At 51.8% G+C, this 15507-nt stretch carries 14 protein-coding genes; 8 read left to right on the top strand and 6 right to left on the bottom strand.

Going from position 1 to position 15507, the window contains the following annotated elements; genetic code table 11:
• Positions 1-208: 208 nt before the first annotated feature.
• Together L2Y54_RS03195 and thiO are read left to right on the top strand one after the other, a co-directional pair.
• The gene (locus L2Y54_RS03195) at positions 209-1807 is read left to right on the top strand and encodes a tetratricopeptide repeat protein (RefSeq protein ID WP_236499785.1); all 1599 of its coding nucleotides are present in this window, start codon (positions 209-211) and stop codon (positions 1805-1807) included.
• 82 nt (positions 1808-1889) lie between these two features.
• Positions 1890-3002, top strand: a complete 1113-nt coding sequence (thiO, locus tag L2Y54_RS03190) for a glycine oxidase ThiO (protein ID WP_236499784.1) — start codon at positions 1890-1892, stop codon at positions 3000-3002.
• A 16-nt stretch (positions 3003-3018) separates the two neighbouring features.
• Here thiO and L2Y54_RS03185 read toward each other — a convergent pair whose 3' ends face one another.
• The 4 genes from L2Y54_RS03185 to L2Y54_RS03170 form a co-directional block, all read right to left on the bottom strand.
• Complete coding sequence (locus L2Y54_RS03185) at positions 3019-3885, bottom strand: DMT family transporter (protein WP_236499783.1); 867 nt, start codon at positions 3883-3885, stop codon at positions 3019-3021.
• A 43-nt stretch (positions 3886-3928) separates the two neighbouring features.
• Positions 3929-5989, bottom strand: a complete 2061-nt coding sequence (glyS, locus tag L2Y54_RS03180; protein WP_236499781.1) for a glycine--tRNA ligase subunit beta — start codon at positions 5987-5989, stop codon at positions 3929-3931.
• Positions 5989-6897 carry a glycine--tRNA ligase subunit alpha gene (gene glyQ, locus L2Y54_RS03175; RefSeq protein ID WP_093066954.1) on the bottom strand — a complete coding sequence of 303 codons (909 nt, stop codon included), beginning with the start codon at positions 6895-6897 and terminating at the stop codon, positions 5989-5991. The genes glyS and glyQ overlap by 1 nt, the downstream gene beginning before the upstream one ends.
• A gap of 114 nt (positions 6898-7011) precedes the next feature.
• Positions 7012-7818, bottom strand: coding sequence for an esterase/lipase family protein (locus L2Y54_RS03170; protein WP_236499779.1), 807 nt, complete (start codon positions 7816-7818; stop codon positions 7012-7014).
• 79 nt (positions 7819-7897) lie between these two features.
• Here L2Y54_RS03170 and L2Y54_RS03165 point away from each other — a divergent pair, with 79 nt between their 5' ends.
• From L2Y54_RS03165 to L2Y54_RS03155, 3 genes are all read left to right on the top strand, one after another.
• The gene (locus L2Y54_RS03165) at positions 7898-8581 is read left to right on the top strand and encodes an HAD family hydrolase (RefSeq protein ID WP_236499777.1); all 684 of its coding nucleotides are present in this window, start codon (positions 7898-7900) and stop codon (positions 8579-8581) included.
• Between the two features lie 36 nt (positions 8582-8617).
• A complete protein-coding gene (locus L2Y54_RS03160) occupies positions 8618-10771 on the top strand; it encodes a RelA/SpoT family protein (RefSeq protein WP_236499776.1) in 2154 nt (717 codons plus the stop codon).
• Between the two features lie 405 nt (positions 10772-11176).
• The gene (locus L2Y54_RS03155) at positions 11177-11533 is read left to right on the top strand and encodes a Fic family protein (protein WP_236499775.1); all 357 of its coding nucleotides are present in this window, start codon (positions 11177-11179) and stop codon (positions 11531-11533) included.
• Position 11534: 1 nt separating this feature from the next.
• Here L2Y54_RS03155 and L2Y54_RS03150 read toward each other — a convergent pair whose 3' ends face one another.
• Entirely contained in the window at positions 11535-12077 is a 543-nt protein-coding gene (locus L2Y54_RS03150; protein ID WP_236499774.1) for a chalcone isomerase family protein, read from the bottom strand.
• Positions 12078-12190: 113 nt separating this feature from the next.
• Between L2Y54_RS03150 and L2Y54_RS03145 the strand changes: the two genes are divergently transcribed.
• Together L2Y54_RS03145 and L2Y54_RS03140 are read left to right on the top strand one after the other, a co-directional pair.
• Positions 12191-12772 (top strand): LemA family protein, encoded by a 582-nt coding sequence (locus L2Y54_RS03145; protein ID WP_236499773.1) that lies wholly within the window; start codon positions 12191-12193, stop codon positions 12770-12772.
• Positions 12735-13667: an EF-hand domain-containing protein gene (locus L2Y54_RS03140; RefSeq protein ID WP_236499772.1), complete on the top strand. Its 933-nt coding sequence runs from the start codon at positions 12735-12737 to the stop codon at positions 13665-13667. Before L2Y54_RS03145 ends, L2Y54_RS03140 begins: the two co-directional genes overlap by 38 nt.
• Here the strand turns inward: L2Y54_RS03140 and L2Y54_RS03135 are convergent.
• Positions 13664-14035, bottom strand: a complete 372-nt coding sequence (locus L2Y54_RS03135) for a DUF2237 family protein (protein WP_236501989.1) — start codon at positions 14033-14035, stop codon at positions 13664-13666. The genes L2Y54_RS03140 and L2Y54_RS03135 overlap by 4 nt on opposite strands.
• A 162-nt stretch (positions 14036-14197) precedes the next feature.
• Here L2Y54_RS03135 and L2Y54_RS03130 point away from each other — a divergent pair, with 162 nt between their 5' ends.
• A complete protein-coding gene (locus L2Y54_RS03130; protein WP_236499771.1) occupies positions 14198-15406 on the top strand; it encodes an RNA-guided endonuclease InsQ/TnpB family protein in 1209 nt (402 codons plus the stop codon).
• The last annotated feature ends 101 nt before the right edge of the window (positions 15407-15507 follow it).

Below are 15507 nucleotides of genomic sequence, written 5' to 3'. Positions count from 1 at the left end.
TCACAAAACTTACTCAGAATACAAGAGCTGAGTTCTTTAAATTTTTGAAAATATGTAAAAATAAAGGCGACTGCTCATGCGTTACTAAGCGTGACAATTAACATCTTGTTGACGTGTGGCTTTCATGCAACTATTGCGACCCTATGGTTCAGTAATAGTTGCTCATTAGATAAGCTAGTTGTTTTTTATCAAGAAGAAAATATATTTTATGGAAGAAAAAGAATGGATTCAAAAAGAACTCAGTCAAATATTAGCTAGTCGATTATTGGAGAATAAGAAACAAGCATGTAATTTCTTGACGTATATTGTTGAGGAGACCCTAGTAGGTCGGGGTGAAAAAATAACCCAATACGGTATTGCGATTGAGGCATTAGGAAAACCAGCAGATTTTTGCCCTACGGATAACCCGGCGGTACGGGTAGAGGCGGGTCGGGTGCGTAAATTGCTGGAAGAGTATTACGCCAGTGAAGGTCGCCATAGTAAGCACCGAATTATGTTACCCAGCGGCAGTTATCAGCCCGGTTTTGAGAGTCTCCAACCCAATGCGCTACCGGCAGTACAACACTTTTCCCCGAAAAGTATTCAGTCGCAAGGGCCTAAGGTGCATATTAGTTACCCCGATACTGAATTGATTCGGGATGATGCTTTGCGCGGTTTGGTCTACAACCTACGTTCGTTATTGCCGATGACCTTGGGTAATTTTCGTGAAATTCGCATCGCCCTAGCACGAGTCAGTCAGCCCAAAGGGCATAAGGTGGATGAGCTGGAGGTGGCTTGGCAGCAGCATCAGGCAGACTTTCTATTGCAATGTACCGCAGAAGTGGCAGAGGCTGGGTTTAGCCTCAAGTTTGTTTTGTTCCACACGCTGACCCGCGAACAATTATGGTCGGATAGCGCTCAATTGCCACTGCATTATGCACAAGTAACGCTAGAATCCGTGTTCAGCCAGTTAATTCTGGAAATTTTCAGCCTGCATCGGGGTATTGCGATGGCTTGCTGGAGCCGCTATTGGAAAACCCAGAGTGACATCCCGTGTCATTATCGGGTTCTGGTCGAACATATCCATTTTCTTCAGGACAAGGCGGGGGATGCGAATCTCCAGGCGTTTTTGGAGGCTTGCCAAGCCCGCACTCAGCGTTACCATGATGATGCTTTGGCGCATTTGCACTACGCAGTATTGTGCCTGTACGCTTATATGTTGCGCACTGAGTCAACTGCTACACTGGAGATTCAATGGCATCGTCTGGCACTTCGCGCCTTAGAACTCAATCCCGGTAATGCCTTGGCGCACAGCATTTTCGCATTGGAATGCTTTCATCGCGGCGATTATGAAATGGGCAAGCTGGAAATTGAAACCGCTCGCCAAGTGAATCCCTTTGATCATGCTGGAGGGCATTTGCTGGCGGTAGGGTTGTGCGCTCTACGGCATTGGGAACTGGCATTCACCGTGTTACGGGACCTGGCAGGACTGGATTCGCGTTACCCTGATCCCCTGCGGGTGGTGCCTTGCTTATTTTATTTCCGGCAGGGTGAATTTGCTAAAGCGGCTCGTTCTGCCCCTCAGTTTGCGGTGCTGGGGGGATGGAATACCTTTGGTACCTTGGTCAACCATTGCCGCTCGGATGATTGCAAGGGCTGTATCCAAACCCTCAGCCGGTCAGTGGATATGTTGCCATCCAATCCTAGCCATAACACGTTACCCTCCAGTGATTTCTGGGAAAATATTCAACAGGATCTGGTAAAGCCGGAAGTATCCGGTCTAGCAGCGTTAAGTGAAACGTTGACGAATACCCTGACTTCTTCGTAATGAACGCCTAAAGCGCATTCATCGCTAGATGACCGCGCCGCGTCTCCCGTATACTTTAAGCCCCCTGTTGTTGAGATGACGCATGAAAGACGCAATTATTGTCGGTGGTGGCATTTTAGGTATGTTGACAGCCCGTTTCTTGCACGAAGCGGGTATGAAAGTCATGATCATCGACCAAGGCGAATTGGGCAAAGAATCGACATGGGCAGGCGGTGGTATTTTGTCCCCGCTTTACCCTTGGCGTTACCCGGATGCTATTTCACGGCTGAGCCAATACAGCCAGCAACGTTACCCCGCCTTGTGTGCGACTTTGCAGGAAACCACGGGGATCGATCCGCAATGGATTCGTTCCGGCTTACTGATGACGGATGCCAATGAATCCGCTATTGCGCAAGCCTGGGCGCAAACATGGGGTTACGATTTGCAGCCGCTAAGCTCAGCCGCTGCGATGCAAACTTGCGAACCACAATTGGCAGAATCTTTCTCGCAAGGCATGTTTATGCCTGACATTGCCCAAATGCGTAACCCTCGGATTGCTGACTCGTTGCGCACCAGCTTACGCTTGTTACCGATTGAAATCGCGGAACATTACCCCGTTACGGGGTTGGAAACGGCGAATGGGCGCGTGACCGGGGTGAAGTTGGGCAATGAAGTTTTCAAAGCGAATAATGTGATTCTCACTACGGGGGCGTGGACGGGCTTGTTCCCGGAAATGCAGGCGTTGCATGTGGATATACGCCCGGTGCAGGGGCAAATGATTTTGTTCCGGGGGCCGAAAGGTTTGCTCAAGCGCATTGTATTGCACGAAGGACGTTACCTGATTCCGCGTCAAGATGGGCGTATTTTGTGCGGTTCCACCTTGGAAATGCGCGGGTTTGATAAGCAAACTACCACCGATGGCTTGGATGAATTGCGCGAAACGGCTTATGAGATGATGCCAGCGTTACGCGATTTGCCGATCAATAACCATTGGAGCGGTTTACGCCCCGGCTCACCGAACGGGGTTCCCTATATTGATGCGCACCCGGAAATTGCCGGGCTGTATGTGAATGCCGGGCATTACCGTTATGGCGTAACAATGGCGTTGGCGTCGGTGCAATTGCTGACGGATGTTATGTTGGGGCGCACGCCGTGTCTTGATCCGACGCCTTACCGTTTGGATGCAGTGCGCAAACCGAGTGCCGAATTCGGTTAAAACTTAAAGCACACGGCTAAGGTGCGCTACGCCGCACTAACCACACACCTAACATCGTTAAGCCCATACCGAACCATTGCAGCAAGGTTAACCATTCATCAAACAGTAACCACGCAATCAGCGTTGTCACCGCAGGTGTCAGGTAAAACAAGCTGGTAACATTGGTCGCACCGTGATGCCGAATCAACAGGTTAAGCAAGCTGATCGCGCCCAAAGACAGCACGATTACCAACCAACCCAGCGCAAAAATGAAATCGCCCGTCCATTCAATCCGCCATTCACCGATGGCAGGTACAAGCAGCGCCGTCACCAGTAGTGACGGTACAAATTGCACCACCGACCCCGTGCGCAAATCGAAATGCGAGCAAAAACGTTTCTGATACAACGTTCCAAACGTGATGCCGAGTAACGCGCACAATGCCGGAATCACCGCTTCCCAACCAAAGCTATGCGCAGCCCCCGCACTGGCTTTTTCCGCGAGCACCAGAATAACACCGAGCAAACCCGTCGCAATCCCGACCCACTGATAACGGCGCACGGTTTCGCCCAGCAAAATCCCGGCAAACAGTGCCGTAAGCAACGGCTGCAAACCCACAATCAAACTGGTTAACCCAGCAGGCAAGCCGTGACTAATCGCCACGAACACCCCACCCAGATACGTCGCTTGCAACAGCAAACCCGCCACCATCAAATGGAATAATTGCTTAGGATTGGTTTCCCAAACGGCTTTACCCGCCCACGCCAAAACGGAAAGGGCAACAATCACCAGCGCATAACGCGCCACCAGAAACGCCAGCGGATCGGCATACGGCAAACCGTATTTTGCACCGATAAAACCCGTACTCCACAACAACACAAACAGGACTGGAAACCCATTCTTCATCCTGCCCATCTTTTAATCCTACCAATCCCAGTTCAAGACGGGTTTACAACACCGACAAATCCGCCACGCGCAGGAACAAGCCACGCAAGCGATTCAGCAATGCCAGCCGGTTGTTTTTCAAGTCCACATCATCCGCCATGACCATGACATCATCAAAGAACTTGTCCACTGGCTCACGCAATTCCGCCAACGACAACAACGCCGCTTCGTATTGACCCGCTGCAAACAATGGCACAACTTTGTTTTCCTGATATTGCACGGCACTGGCTAATGCCTTTTCTGCCTCAAGCTGCAACAAGGCAGGGTTCACGCTTTCCGGCAAACTGCCTTCGACCTTTTTCAAGATATTGCCGATACGCTTGTTCGCAGCGGCAAGGCTTTCAGAAGCAGTCAATTGGCGGAACGCGGCAACTGCTTTCACCCTGCGGTCGAAATCCAGCGGCTGGGTCGGTTTGAGGGAGGCAACCGCTTCCACCAGTTCAGCACCAATGCCTTGCTCCTGATAGTAAGCACGTAGGCGTTCGAGGATATAATCCAAGGCTTCTTGCGTATCCGGCTTGCTGCCAAGGTGCGGGGTTAAACCGTCAGCGGCTTTATCCAGCAAGTCTGCCAAATCCAGCGGCAATTGCAGTTCGATTAAGATACGCAACACGCCCAACGCCGCTCGGCGCAACGCGAATGGGTCTTTTGCACCCGTCGGTTTTTGCCCGATGCCGAAAATGCCTGTAAGTGTATCCAGTCGTTCCGCCAGCGCCAAAATACGTCCGGTAGCGGTGGATGGCAGTTCGTCACCCGCAAAGCGCGGCATGTATTGCTCTTCCATTGCGCTGGCGACTTCTGCTGCTTCGCCATCATGATTGGCGTAGTAGCGCCCCATCGTGCCTTGCAGTTCGGTGAATTCAAACACCATGCTGGTCACGAGGTCGCACTTGCCCAATTGCGCAGCGCGAATGGCTAGGGCTTCATCCCCACCCATGCGTTTAGCAATGTCTGCCGCCAGCAGTGCGACGCGCTCGGATTTGTCGTACAACGTGCCGAGTTTTTGCTGGAACACCATTTTTTTGAGTTGTTCGCGGCGACTTTCCAGCGATGTCTTTTTGTCTTGTGTCCAAAAGAATTCGGCATCGCTGAAACGTGGGCGAATCACGCGCTCGTTCCCCGTCGAAATTTGCGAAACATCGCGGCTTTCGATATTGGCAACCGTGATAAAGTTTGGCATCAATTTGCCAGCCGCATCCACCAGCGCGAAGTATTTCTGATTGTCCTGCATGGTGGAAATCAGGGCTTCTTGGGGCACGTCGAGGAAACGTTCCTCAAAACGCCCCGCCACGGGGACAGGCCATTCAACCAAGCCGGTGACTTCATCCAGCAAGTCGTCGGGCATGATGGCAGTGCCGCCGAGTTCGGTAGCAAGGGCTTCAACTTTAGCCTTGATCATGTCACGCCGCGCTTCAAAGCGGGCGATCACATACGCATCACCCAATTGCACCGCGTAATCCGCTGGCGTAGTAATCGCGACGGCAGCAGGCGCATGGAAACGGTGTCCACGGGTTTCGCGTCCGGTCTGAATGCTCAGAATATTTGCGTCGATGACATCGCCATCCGCCAGCATCACGATCCAATGGATCGGGCGCACGAATTCCGCCGAGCCGCTGCCCCAACGCATCCGCTTCGGAATCGGCAATGCTGCCAGCGATTTTTCCACAATCGCAGGGAACAACGCCGTGGTTTGCTGCCCAACTTGTTGCTGACGGAAGATCAGCCAGCCGCCTTTGTCGGTATCAATCTGTTGCAAGTCAGCAAACGCCACGCCACACGAACGCGCAAACCCTTCCGCCGCTTTGCTGGGATTGCCTTCCTTGTCGAACGCGGCAGCCAATGCAGGGCCTTTGCGCTCAATGATTTGGTCAGCTTGCTGTACCGGTACACCTTGCAACCATACCGCCAAACGGCGCGGTGCAGCGTAAGGGTGTACTTCGGCAGCGGCTAAACCCGCTTCGGCTAGACCCGCAACGATGCCTGTTGTGAAAGCGTCGGAGAGTTTTTTCAGGGCTTTAGGTGGCAACTCTTCGGTGCCAATTTCCACCAATAAATCGTGTAACATTATTTTTCTCCTGCGGACAGCATCGGGAAGCCTAACGCTTCACGGACGTTGTAATAGGCTTCAGCAATCGCACGCGACAAGGTACGCACCCGCAAAATAAAGCGCTGGCGTTCGGTCACGGAAATGGCTTTCCGCGCATCCAACAAGTTGAAAGTGTGCGAGGCTTTGAGCATTTGTTCGTAAGCGGGCAAGGGCAATCCGGCTTCGATCAGGCGTTGGCTTTCGCGTTCGCACACATCAAAGGTGTGAAACAGCTCTTCAACATTGGCGTGTTCAAAGTTATAGGTGGATTGCTCGACTTCGTTCTGGTGGTAAACGTTGCCGTAGGTGACAACCCCTTGTGGGCCTTTCGTCCATACCAGATCGTAGACGCTTTGCACGTTTTGCATGTACATCGCGAGGCGTTCCAGACCGTAGGTGATTTCACCGCTGACGGGCTTGCAATCCAAGCCGCCGACTTGCTGGAAATAGGTAAACTGGGTGACTTCCATGCCGTTCAACCACACTTCCCAGCCCAAGCCCCATGCGCCTAACGTTGGGGATTCCCAGTTGTCTTCGACGAAGCGGATGTCATGTACCAGCGGGTCGAAACCGAGCATTTGCAAGGAACCGAGGTACAGTTCCTGAATATTATCCGGTGACGGTTTCAGCAAGACCTGAAACTGGTAATAGTGTTGCAGCCGGTTGGGGTTTTCACCGTAACGCCCATCGGTTGGGCGACGTGACGGTTGCACATACGCTGCACGCCACGGCTCAGGGCCGATGGAACGCAGGAATGTGGCTGGGTGGAATGTTCCCGCGCCCATTTCCATGTCATACGGTTGCATAATGACGCAGCCCTGTTGCGCCCAGTAATCTTGCAGAGCCAGAATCAGCCCTTGAAAGGTGGAAAGGTCATAGTTAGCCATAACTTACTTGCTTTACGTTTATGCCTGAAAGGGGGCAAGTATACTGCAAGCTGCTGCTGCATTCAGCACTCTAACCGAATGTGCGGTAGGAAATTGGGGTTTTCTGGCATATTGTCAGCGCGTCAAAATCCGCGCCAACACATATCCATCCCGAATACTCAAAAAGTGTGAACGTGGCACTGTCCAATATTCGGATTTACCGCGCAGGGCAAAGGTATTGTTCATGTCTTGGCTGTAAGTCGGCACCACAAAATCAAAGCGATCAGGGCGTATCTGGTTATCCCGCACCACCGATACATAGCGAATCGGTGGATGCGGCTGATGATTCAGCCAATACAAAAACCGCCCAGGTTGTTCCACCCGCAGGTCATCGTATAAATCATCAGCATCGCCGCTCCATTTGCCAAAGCCCATCATTTCCGCGAAAAAGCCCATTGGGGTATCGGTTGCCAAACTCGCCAGATCCGCGCTGGGTGTGCCAACGTGCGGGGTCGCTACCGTTACCAAAGCATCCACCGGCACACTGTTGGCGCTGACCAACCAAGCGCGGGAGACGATGCCGCCCGCCGAATGCCCTACCAAGGTCAGTGGTTCCTGACGCTGGGCATGGATGTGTTGCAAATACGTGTTCAGCCAATAGGTTTGCTGCATAATCGGCGCACGCAGTGGCAATTCTACAGTGTAGAAAATGCGTTCCGGCTTTGCAGCGGGAGTGCTGAGGTTGTAAGCCCCCTCCTGAGTCATGACGATATTGCCGCCGTCTACCCAGCCGTATTGCTGCAATACCGGGGTAACGCCTTGTTTGCGACAATCCATGCCATTGCCTTGGAAGCCGTGTACCAGTACCACCGTTTGCGCCCATAATGTGGCGGGAAATAACAGGATGCTGGCTGCTAGTATTATTAAATGACGGATTTTCATGCCACCCTCCACTGCTTGTCGTTGTGTTAGCTAATGCTAATATTACCAGTAAATTCTAATCTAAACATTGAGTTTCAACATGACTATACGCTGTATTGCTTTTGATCTTGACGATACCCTGTGGGCGGTAAAGCCAGTGATTGAACGTGCTGAACACCGTTTTTATGGCTGGTTGCAACAGCACTATCCACGGATTACCGAGAACCACTCGCCGCATGAACTCATTAAACATCGCATGAACTACATGCAGCAATACCCTGAATTGCACTATAATCTTACTTGTTTACGTAAAAACTGGCTGGCAACATTGGCGCAGGCGCACGCATACCCCGATACCTTGGTGGAGGCTGGGTTCGAGGTATTTTGGCTGGCACGTAATGAAGTGACCTTCTTTGAAGGGGCGTTGGAGGCGCTCGAATCACTTTCGGCACACTTTTTGCTTGGGGTTATCAGTAACGGTAATGCCAGTGTCCATCACATAGGCGTTGGGCATTTGTTTCAGTTTGCCCACAGTTCTGCGGATGCCGGGGTCGCGAAACCTCACCCGGCGATTTTCCATCAAGCATTAGAACACGTAGGCATTTCTCCTCATCAGGCCGTTTATGTGGGCGACGATCCGGTGAGGGATATTCAGGGGGCAGCCAGTGCAGGTTTGCGTACCGTTTGGTTTAATCCTGACCGCCAAGCATGGCCGGGCGGGCAGGAACCGGATGCGACCATTCACCATCTTGCGCAACTGGAGGCTGTTATTACAAAGCTATAAATAATAATTATTTGTTAGAGAGGAGGCATTGCTGACATGCGACATAGCCGAACCACGGATACCGAGTCACGAACCCGTCAGGCGTGGATTGAACGCTTTTGGGTGTCCGATAATGAGCGCGATTTTTACCTGATTGGGCAAATCATTGATAATTTGTTGCAATCCCCCCCGCCGACTGACCCTTTGCAACCCTGTAGCCTGGATGTTGCCGAAATTTTGCGCCATTTGGACGTGGATCAAACCACCTTAATGGCAGCGTTACTATGTGATAACCGTTTCCAACAAACCCTGACGCTGGATGTGGTGGAAAAAGAATACGGGCAAGCGGTGCGGCGTTTGTGTGAAGACATGCGCAATCTGCAACGTTTCCGTGATTGTGTGGAAAATACTGACCCCAGCAGTTCCCGCCAGGAGCAAGGCGAGCAGTTGCGGCGCATGTTGATGGCAATGATTAAAGACATCCGCACGGTGTTGATTAAATTGGCGTGGAGCTTGCAATACCTGCGCTTGCTGTCGCGGGAGGAAGTGTCGGATTTGCACCGTTGTGTGGCACGGCTGAGTATGGATTTGTACGCGCCGCTGGCGAACCGTTTGGGTATTAGCCAAATCAAGTGGGAACTGGAGGATTTGTCGTTCCGTTTCCTGCACCCTGACACCTACAAAAGTATCGCCAAATCATTAGCCGGTAAACGCATTGAACGTGAGCAATACATTGCCGATTTCATCCATAACCTCAAGGATTTATTGGTTAAAAACGACATTCAAGCCGAGGTGTATGGTCGCCCCAAACACCTGTACAGCATTTGGAAGAAGATGAGCCGCAAGCAGCTAGGTGTTGATGAACTCTACGATTTGCGTGCGGTACGGGTGATGGTGACTGATCATGCCACTTGCTATCGCGTATTAGACATCGTACACAACACTTGGCGGCATATACCCGAAGAATACGATGATTATATTAGCAATTCCAAGCCGAATGGTTACGAGTCGATCCACACCGTGGTGGTGGGACCGGAAAGTAAATTTGTGGAAGTGCAAATCCGTACCCATGAGATGCACCGTTTCGCCGAATTAGGGGTGGCAGCGCACTGGTATTACAAAGAAGGCGGGCGGCAAGACCAAGCCATGAGCGATGCGATCAATGCGATGCGCCGCTTATTGGATAGCAACGACAGTGACAGTGATTTGATGGAAGATTTCCGCACGGAAGTCTTTAACGACCGGGTATTTGTGATTACGCCCAAGGGGCGGATTATTGACATGCCGAAAGGCTCAACCCCCGTGGATTTTGCTTACCATGTGCACACCAGTGTGGGGCATCGTTGCCGGGGGGCAAAGGTCAATGGCAATATTGTGCCGCTCAATTACGCGCTGCGTAATGGCGAACAGGTCGAAATTCTTACCAGTAAAAACGAGCATCCACGTCAGGATTGGATGAAACCCGAACTCGGTTTCGTGAAATCCGGCAGTACCCGCCAAAAAGTACGCCAGTGGTTTAGCCAGCAAAACCACGAACAGAACGCCAAAGATGGCGAACGCATCCTCGATAAAGAACGTCACCTGCTCAACTTGGGTAAGTTGAATTACAAGGAACTGGCACAGCATTTCAGCCGCCCTAGCGAGCGTGATTTCCTGATTGCGGTGGGGCGCAATGAAGTGTCCCCGGCGCAAATTCGCCGCTTCCTGCTGAATACGCATGAAGCCGAATTCAAATTACGGAAAACCCGTAGCCCAGATGTGGTGAGCAGCGGTATTGAAGTGCGTGGGGTTAGCAAGCTGTATACCCAGTTGGCGACCTGTTGCCACCCGGTCAATGGTGATGCGATCGGCGGGTATTTGTCGCAAGGGCGTGGCGTGATTGTGCACCGTGCCGATTGCCCCGACTTTGCTAACTTACGCAAGGAACGTGAGGAACGCATTATCGAGGTGGGCTGGGGCAACCACGCGGCAGCGTATGCGGCAGACATTACGGTTTCCACCTACAACAAATCGGGCGTGTTGGGTGATATTGCCAATCTGCTGGCCAAGGAAAAGGTGAATATCCACAGCCTGCATACCCGCGACACTCACGACCCTTGCCTAGCAGTGATGGATTTCACCCTGGAAATCCGGGATGTGCAACAACTTGGGGATGTGCTGGAAAAGCTGTTGCAATTGCCATCGGTGATTGATGCGCAGCGCAAGGGGTGACGGGTTATGGACTTTTTTGAGGCTCTCATTCGTCAGCCGGAAGGCAAAACATTGGAGTTCAAGCGAAATTTGTCCTCACCTAAACCGCTGTTGAAAACGTTATTGGTTGAAAAGTGAAGGGGCGGAGAATGGTGTGTACGTGCGTCTTGGTTCTACTAACCGCCAAGCTGATCGTGAACTAATTACGGAATTGTTCACCGCCATCTAAAAGAACCTCACCCCAACCCCTCTCCTTGACAGGAGAGGGGCTAATAAACAATGCAACTCTTGCTCCCCCTCGCCTGTCAAGGAGAGGGGGCGGGGGGGTGAGGTTCTTCATCGGGATGTGAACAATTACACTAAATCTAGTGGGGCAGTGGTGTAAGGCGTATTTTTAATGAAGCCGAAAAGCTAGGTTTGCCGGAGTTGCAGATTCTCGAAATCGGGATGCGTTTACGTTTTATCGTGCCATTACAACAACCATTGAAGGTATACGATAAGAGCAATACTAGTGAGCAAGTCAGTGAGCAAGTCAGTGAGCAAGTCAGTGAGCAAGTCAGTGAGCAAGTCAGTGCTATTTTACTTGATTGCCAATACAGAAGCAGGAGTAAGCAAGAGTTATTGGCTGCGGCAGGGTTGGCTAATGTTTATCTGAATTACAAACGGCACATCACCCCGCTATTGGAGCAGGGTTTGCTTGAAATGACCATTCCCGATAAGCCTAAGAGTCGTTTGCAGCAATACAGACTTACAGAGGCTGGTCGGCTATTTTTAAACCGTTAAATTACTGCCCCAACAAGGCTTTTTTCAAACTCGCTTGCACCGGTCGCTCCCCTAGCCAAATGTTAAACAGGGCTTGTTTGAAGTCATGCCCCGCAATCGTGGCAGCCGGTTTGCCATTTTTGACAATGGCAAGCTTGCTGGGGGTGTAGATGAAATCATAGACATCACCTTCCTTAATGGCTTCTTTGAACACGGCGATTAATTGTTCGATACGTGGCTGAATATCGGGGATATTGCTGGAGTGCTTAAAACCGTCACGCACGGCTGATTCCATGTTTTCGCTGGTGATCATGGCTGAGGTGATTTCCAAACGCATGGCGCTGGGCTGATCGCCGCTGATGATGGCGTTGGCATCGGTGCTTTTTTGCTGCACATACAAACCCGCGTTGTAGAGGTTGAAAAATGCCTTGGTGCGCACGCCTTTGCCATTTAGGGTTAGGTTTTGTCCGGCAAAGGTTTGTTGGGTGGGAAATTGATCGGCGCTGTGACCGACTAGCGGTAGTAAGCACAGTAAGGTTAGCCAGAATTTCAATAGGGTCTGCATGATGTCCTCCGTATTTTGCTGTAATGATAACCGCTCATCTATACCACGTTGGAGCGCCTGCCACTAGCTGCTAGACTGGTATAATCCGATAAACTATTGATAAAAATAACGCCATGAATACCGGACTCATTATCTTTTTCGCCCTGTTGGGTGGCCTGCTGTTATGGGGCATCCTGTTATATAACCAATTGGTGTTACTCAAAAATAATACCGCAAAGGCATGGAGCAATATTGAGGTATTGCTAAAACAACGCAATACCGAGTTACCCAAGCTGATTGCGGTGTGCAAAGAACACATGGAATACGAGCAAACCACCTTGCAAAAGGTGATGGAAGCGCGTAACCGCGTGGTCAGTGCGATGCAATTTGGCAATATGGGGGCGTTGGAAGCTGCCGATAATGCCTTGCGCATTGGGTTGGGAAATTTGTTTGCCGTTGCCGAAGCTTACCCCGAACTCAAAGCCAGCGAGTCATTCCAGCATTTGCGCGAACGCATTACCGGTTTGGAAGACAGCATTGCGGATCGCCGCGAGTTTTATAACGATTCTGCCGCGCTCAATAACACCCGCATTGAACAATTCCCCGATTTGATCATTGCCAAATCGTTCAGTTTTAAGCCCTTCCGTTTGTTGAGTTTCAAGTCTGAGGAAATCGCGGATGTGGATGTGGCTGCGCACTTTACTGCCGGAACCTGAACAGGTTGCGCCATTTGCAGGCGATGCGGATGGCATAAACTGGTATAACGTCGCACAAAATCAGCGCTTTGCGGTATTACGCAAGGGCGGGTTGATGAACCTTGCCAGCACTTGGCGTTTCGCGCTGTTTTGGGGGGCGGGGTGCTTTTTTCTGGCCCAGCAAGTAGGGCGTGAATGGTTGTTGTTGCCTGCGTTGGCGAGTTTGTGGTTTGCGTTGGGCTTATACCGGCGCTATCGCTTGATTGTGGATACGCCCACTTCACGGCTGAGCAGCAGTGCGCAAGGTTATGTGGAATTGTCCGGCACGGCAGCATTGCCGGATGGGGAAAGTTCCCGTGGTTTGCCGCATTTGCCGGTGACGGTGTGGTTGCCGGGTTACGTGGAAGACCAGCCGTTTTTGTTGGAGGATGCGTTTGGGCGCTGTTTATTGTACCCGCAAGCGGCGGAAATTGTGACGCGCACCGGCGATAACCACCTGTTTTTATTGCACGCGATTTACCCCGGACAAACTTTGTATGCCTTGGGCGAATTGCGCACCCAACGCCACGCGCATAGCAATGTGTCGCAAGAACGGCGCGAACGCTTGGCGGTATTGCTGGCGGATTGGAAGCGCGATGATCACACCTTATTGCAGAATTTCGATGCGGATGGCAATGGGCAAATCGACCCAGACGAATGGCAGAATGTGCTGGCTGCGGCACAACAGTGGGTGGATGCGGATATTCGTGAGCAACAGCGCCTGCCGGGAACGCACGTCATGTCAGGGGCGCAGGCAGGACAGCTTTTTTTGATCACGAATATTCCGCCGGAACAATTGGCACGGCGTTACCAGTGGGCGGCGTGGTTGCATACGCTGGCTTGGTGGGGGCTAATGGCGGCGGCGCATATCCGTTAAGACAAATCAACCGCGTGTTGTTTTAAGTCAGCCAGATCCAGAATGCGTAAGCAGTCTTGGTGGGTTGCCAGTACCCGTACCCGTGGGGCTTTGCCCGCGTCAAAAGCTTCGCGCCAACGGGCGGCACACAAACACCATTGGTCGCCCGGTTTCAAGCCGGGGAAACCGTATTCTGGCACGGGTGTCATTAGGTCGTTGCCTTGTGAGCGGCTGAATTCGAGGAATTCTCGCGTCAGAACGACACAGACGGTGTGCGAGCCGATGTCTTGTTTGCTGGTATTGCAGGAGCCATCACGGAAAAAGCCGGTGATGGGTTGGGTGCTGCATTCTTCTAGGGCAGTGCCTAAAACATTGAGGGATTCGTACATGAGCCGGGGTTTGAAGCAGCTACCACAAAACCCACCCAAACCTCTCCAATCTTTGTCATTTTGGAGAAGTTGCAAGGCACAGACTACCGTTCATCTGTCGATAGCAACATCAAAAACACCCACCCCTAGACAAAAAACCTGCTGTATTGCATCCTATCGCTCATGATTATCAGCCACAAAATCCGCCTAGACCCCAACAATAAACAAGCCACGTACTTAGCGAAAGCAGCCGGTACAGCGCGGTTTGCTTACAACTGGGCGTTGGTGGAATGGCAAACCCAATACGCCGCATGGAAAGACGACAACACCCAGCCCAAACCCAACCAAATGCGCTTGCGCCGCCAGTTGAACGCGATTAAACGCGAACAATTCCCGTGGATGCTCGAAGTCACCAAAAACGCCCCACAAATGGCCATCATCCAACTCGGGGCAGCCTTCAACAACTTCTTTGCCGGACGCGCCCAGTACCCGCAATTCAAAAAGAAAGGCAAAAGCCGCGACAGTTTCACCCTCACCAATGACCAATTCAGCCTTAACGCTTGCCGCCTCCGTATTCCCCATCTTGGGTTAGTACGGATGCGGGAAACGTTACGCTTTTCCGGCAAAATCCTCTCCGCCACGGTTTCCCGCACCGCTGACCAGTGGTTCGCCAGCATCACCGTGGATACGGATCAAAACCACCTCCCGCCTGCCGAAAACCAAGGCACGGTGGGGGTGGATTTGGGTGTATCTGCACTGGCAACGCTATCAACGGGGGAAAAAGTGATTGGGGCGAAGCCGCATAAAGCCCTACTTTCCCGTCTAAAACGGCTCTCACGCAGCCTGTCACGCAAGGTTAAAGGGAGTGCCAACCGCCACAAGGCGAAACAAAAACTGGCAAAACTTCACGCCAGCATTGCCAACATCCGCCAAGACAGTTTGCACCAACTCACTACGGATTTAACCCGCCGTTTCCACACCATCGGCATTGAAGACTTGAACGTATCGGGCATGGTGAAAAAACGCCATTTATCCCGTGCCATCAGTGACATGGGGTTTTTCGAGTTCCGGCGGCAACTGGAATACAAGGCGGGAATGCGGGGTGCGGTGGTCGTGGTGGCTGATCGGTTCTTTGCCTCTAGCAAGACCTGTTCTGCCCCCGGATGTGGGCATAAAGTGGACAAGCTACCACTATCGGTACGTGAATGGACTTGCCCCGTTTGTGGCGCAGTCCATGACCGTGACCTCAACGCCGCCAATAATTTGGAAAAATACGCCGTGAGTTCCACGGTGTCTGCCTGTGGAGGGGAAGGCGCTGGTCTGGGGTGCAAGCCAAAGACGAAACCAGCCCCCATGAAGCAGGAATTTAACCGCAAACTTGACCTTGGTTAAGTTTGCATAAGTTTAAAGGAACGGTTTCCTGTGTCGGTTTGCTGGGGTGCAATGTGGCTGGTAACGGTTGGCGTTGCAAGTTCCCGTACTTATCGGATTGG

This window comes from Thiothrix winogradskyi (genome assembly GCF_021650935.1).
GTDB classification, from domain to species: Bacteria; Pseudomonadota; Gammaproteobacteria; order Thiotrichales; family Thiotrichaceae; genus Thiothrix; species Thiothrix winogradskyi.
The sequence above is the reverse complement of the archived record's forward strand: the minus strand, read 5'-3'. Positions and strand labels throughout refer to the sequence as shown.

Coding starts and splice junctions, on each gene's coding strand:
- L2Y54_RS03195 (WP_236499785.1), top strand. CDS start 209: ATGGAAGAAAAAGAATGGATTCAAAAAGAACTCAGTCAAATATTAGCT.
- thiO (WP_236499784.1), top strand. CDS start 1,890: ATGAAAGACGCAATTATTGTCGGTGGTGGCATTTTAGGTATGTTGACA.
- L2Y54_RS03185 (WP_236499783.1), bottom strand. CDS start 3,885: ATGAAGAATGGGTTTCCAGTCCTGTTTGTGTTGTTGTGGAGTACGGGT.
- glyS (WP_236499781.1), bottom strand. CDS start 5,989: ATGTTACACGATTTATTGGTGGAAATTGGCACCGAAGAGTTGCCACCT.
- glyQ (WP_093066954.1), bottom strand. CDS start 6,897: ATGGCTAACTATGACCTTTCCACCTTTCAAGGGCTGATTCTGGCTCTG.
- L2Y54_RS03170 (WP_236499779.1), bottom strand. CDS start 7,818: ATGAAAATCCGTCATTTAATAATACTAGCAGCCAGCATCCTGTTATTT.
- L2Y54_RS03165 (WP_236499777.1), top strand. CDS start 7,898: ATGACTATACGCTGTATTGCTTTTGATCTTGACGATACCCTGTGGGCG.
- L2Y54_RS03160 (WP_236499776.1), top strand. CDS start 8,618: ATGCGACATAGCCGAACCACGGATACCGAGTCACGAACCCGTCAGGCG.
- L2Y54_RS03150 (WP_236499774.1), bottom strand. CDS start 12,077: ATGCAGACCCTATTGAAATTCTGGCTAACCTTACTGTGCTTACTACCG.
- L2Y54_RS03145 (WP_236499773.1), top strand. CDS start 12,191: ATGAATACCGGACTCATTATCTTTTTCGCCCTGTTGGGTGGCCTGCTG.
- L2Y54_RS03140 (WP_236499772.1), top strand. CDS start 12,735: ATGTGGATGTGGCTGCGCACTTTACTGCCGGAACCTGAACAGGTTGCG.
- L2Y54_RS03135 (WP_236501989.1), bottom strand. CDS start 14,035: ATGTACGAATCCCTCAATGTTTTAGGCACTGCCCTAGAAGAATGCAGC.
- L2Y54_RS03130 (WP_236499771.1), top strand. CDS start 14,198: ATGATTATCAGCCACAAAATCCGCCTAGACCCCAACAATAAACAAGCC.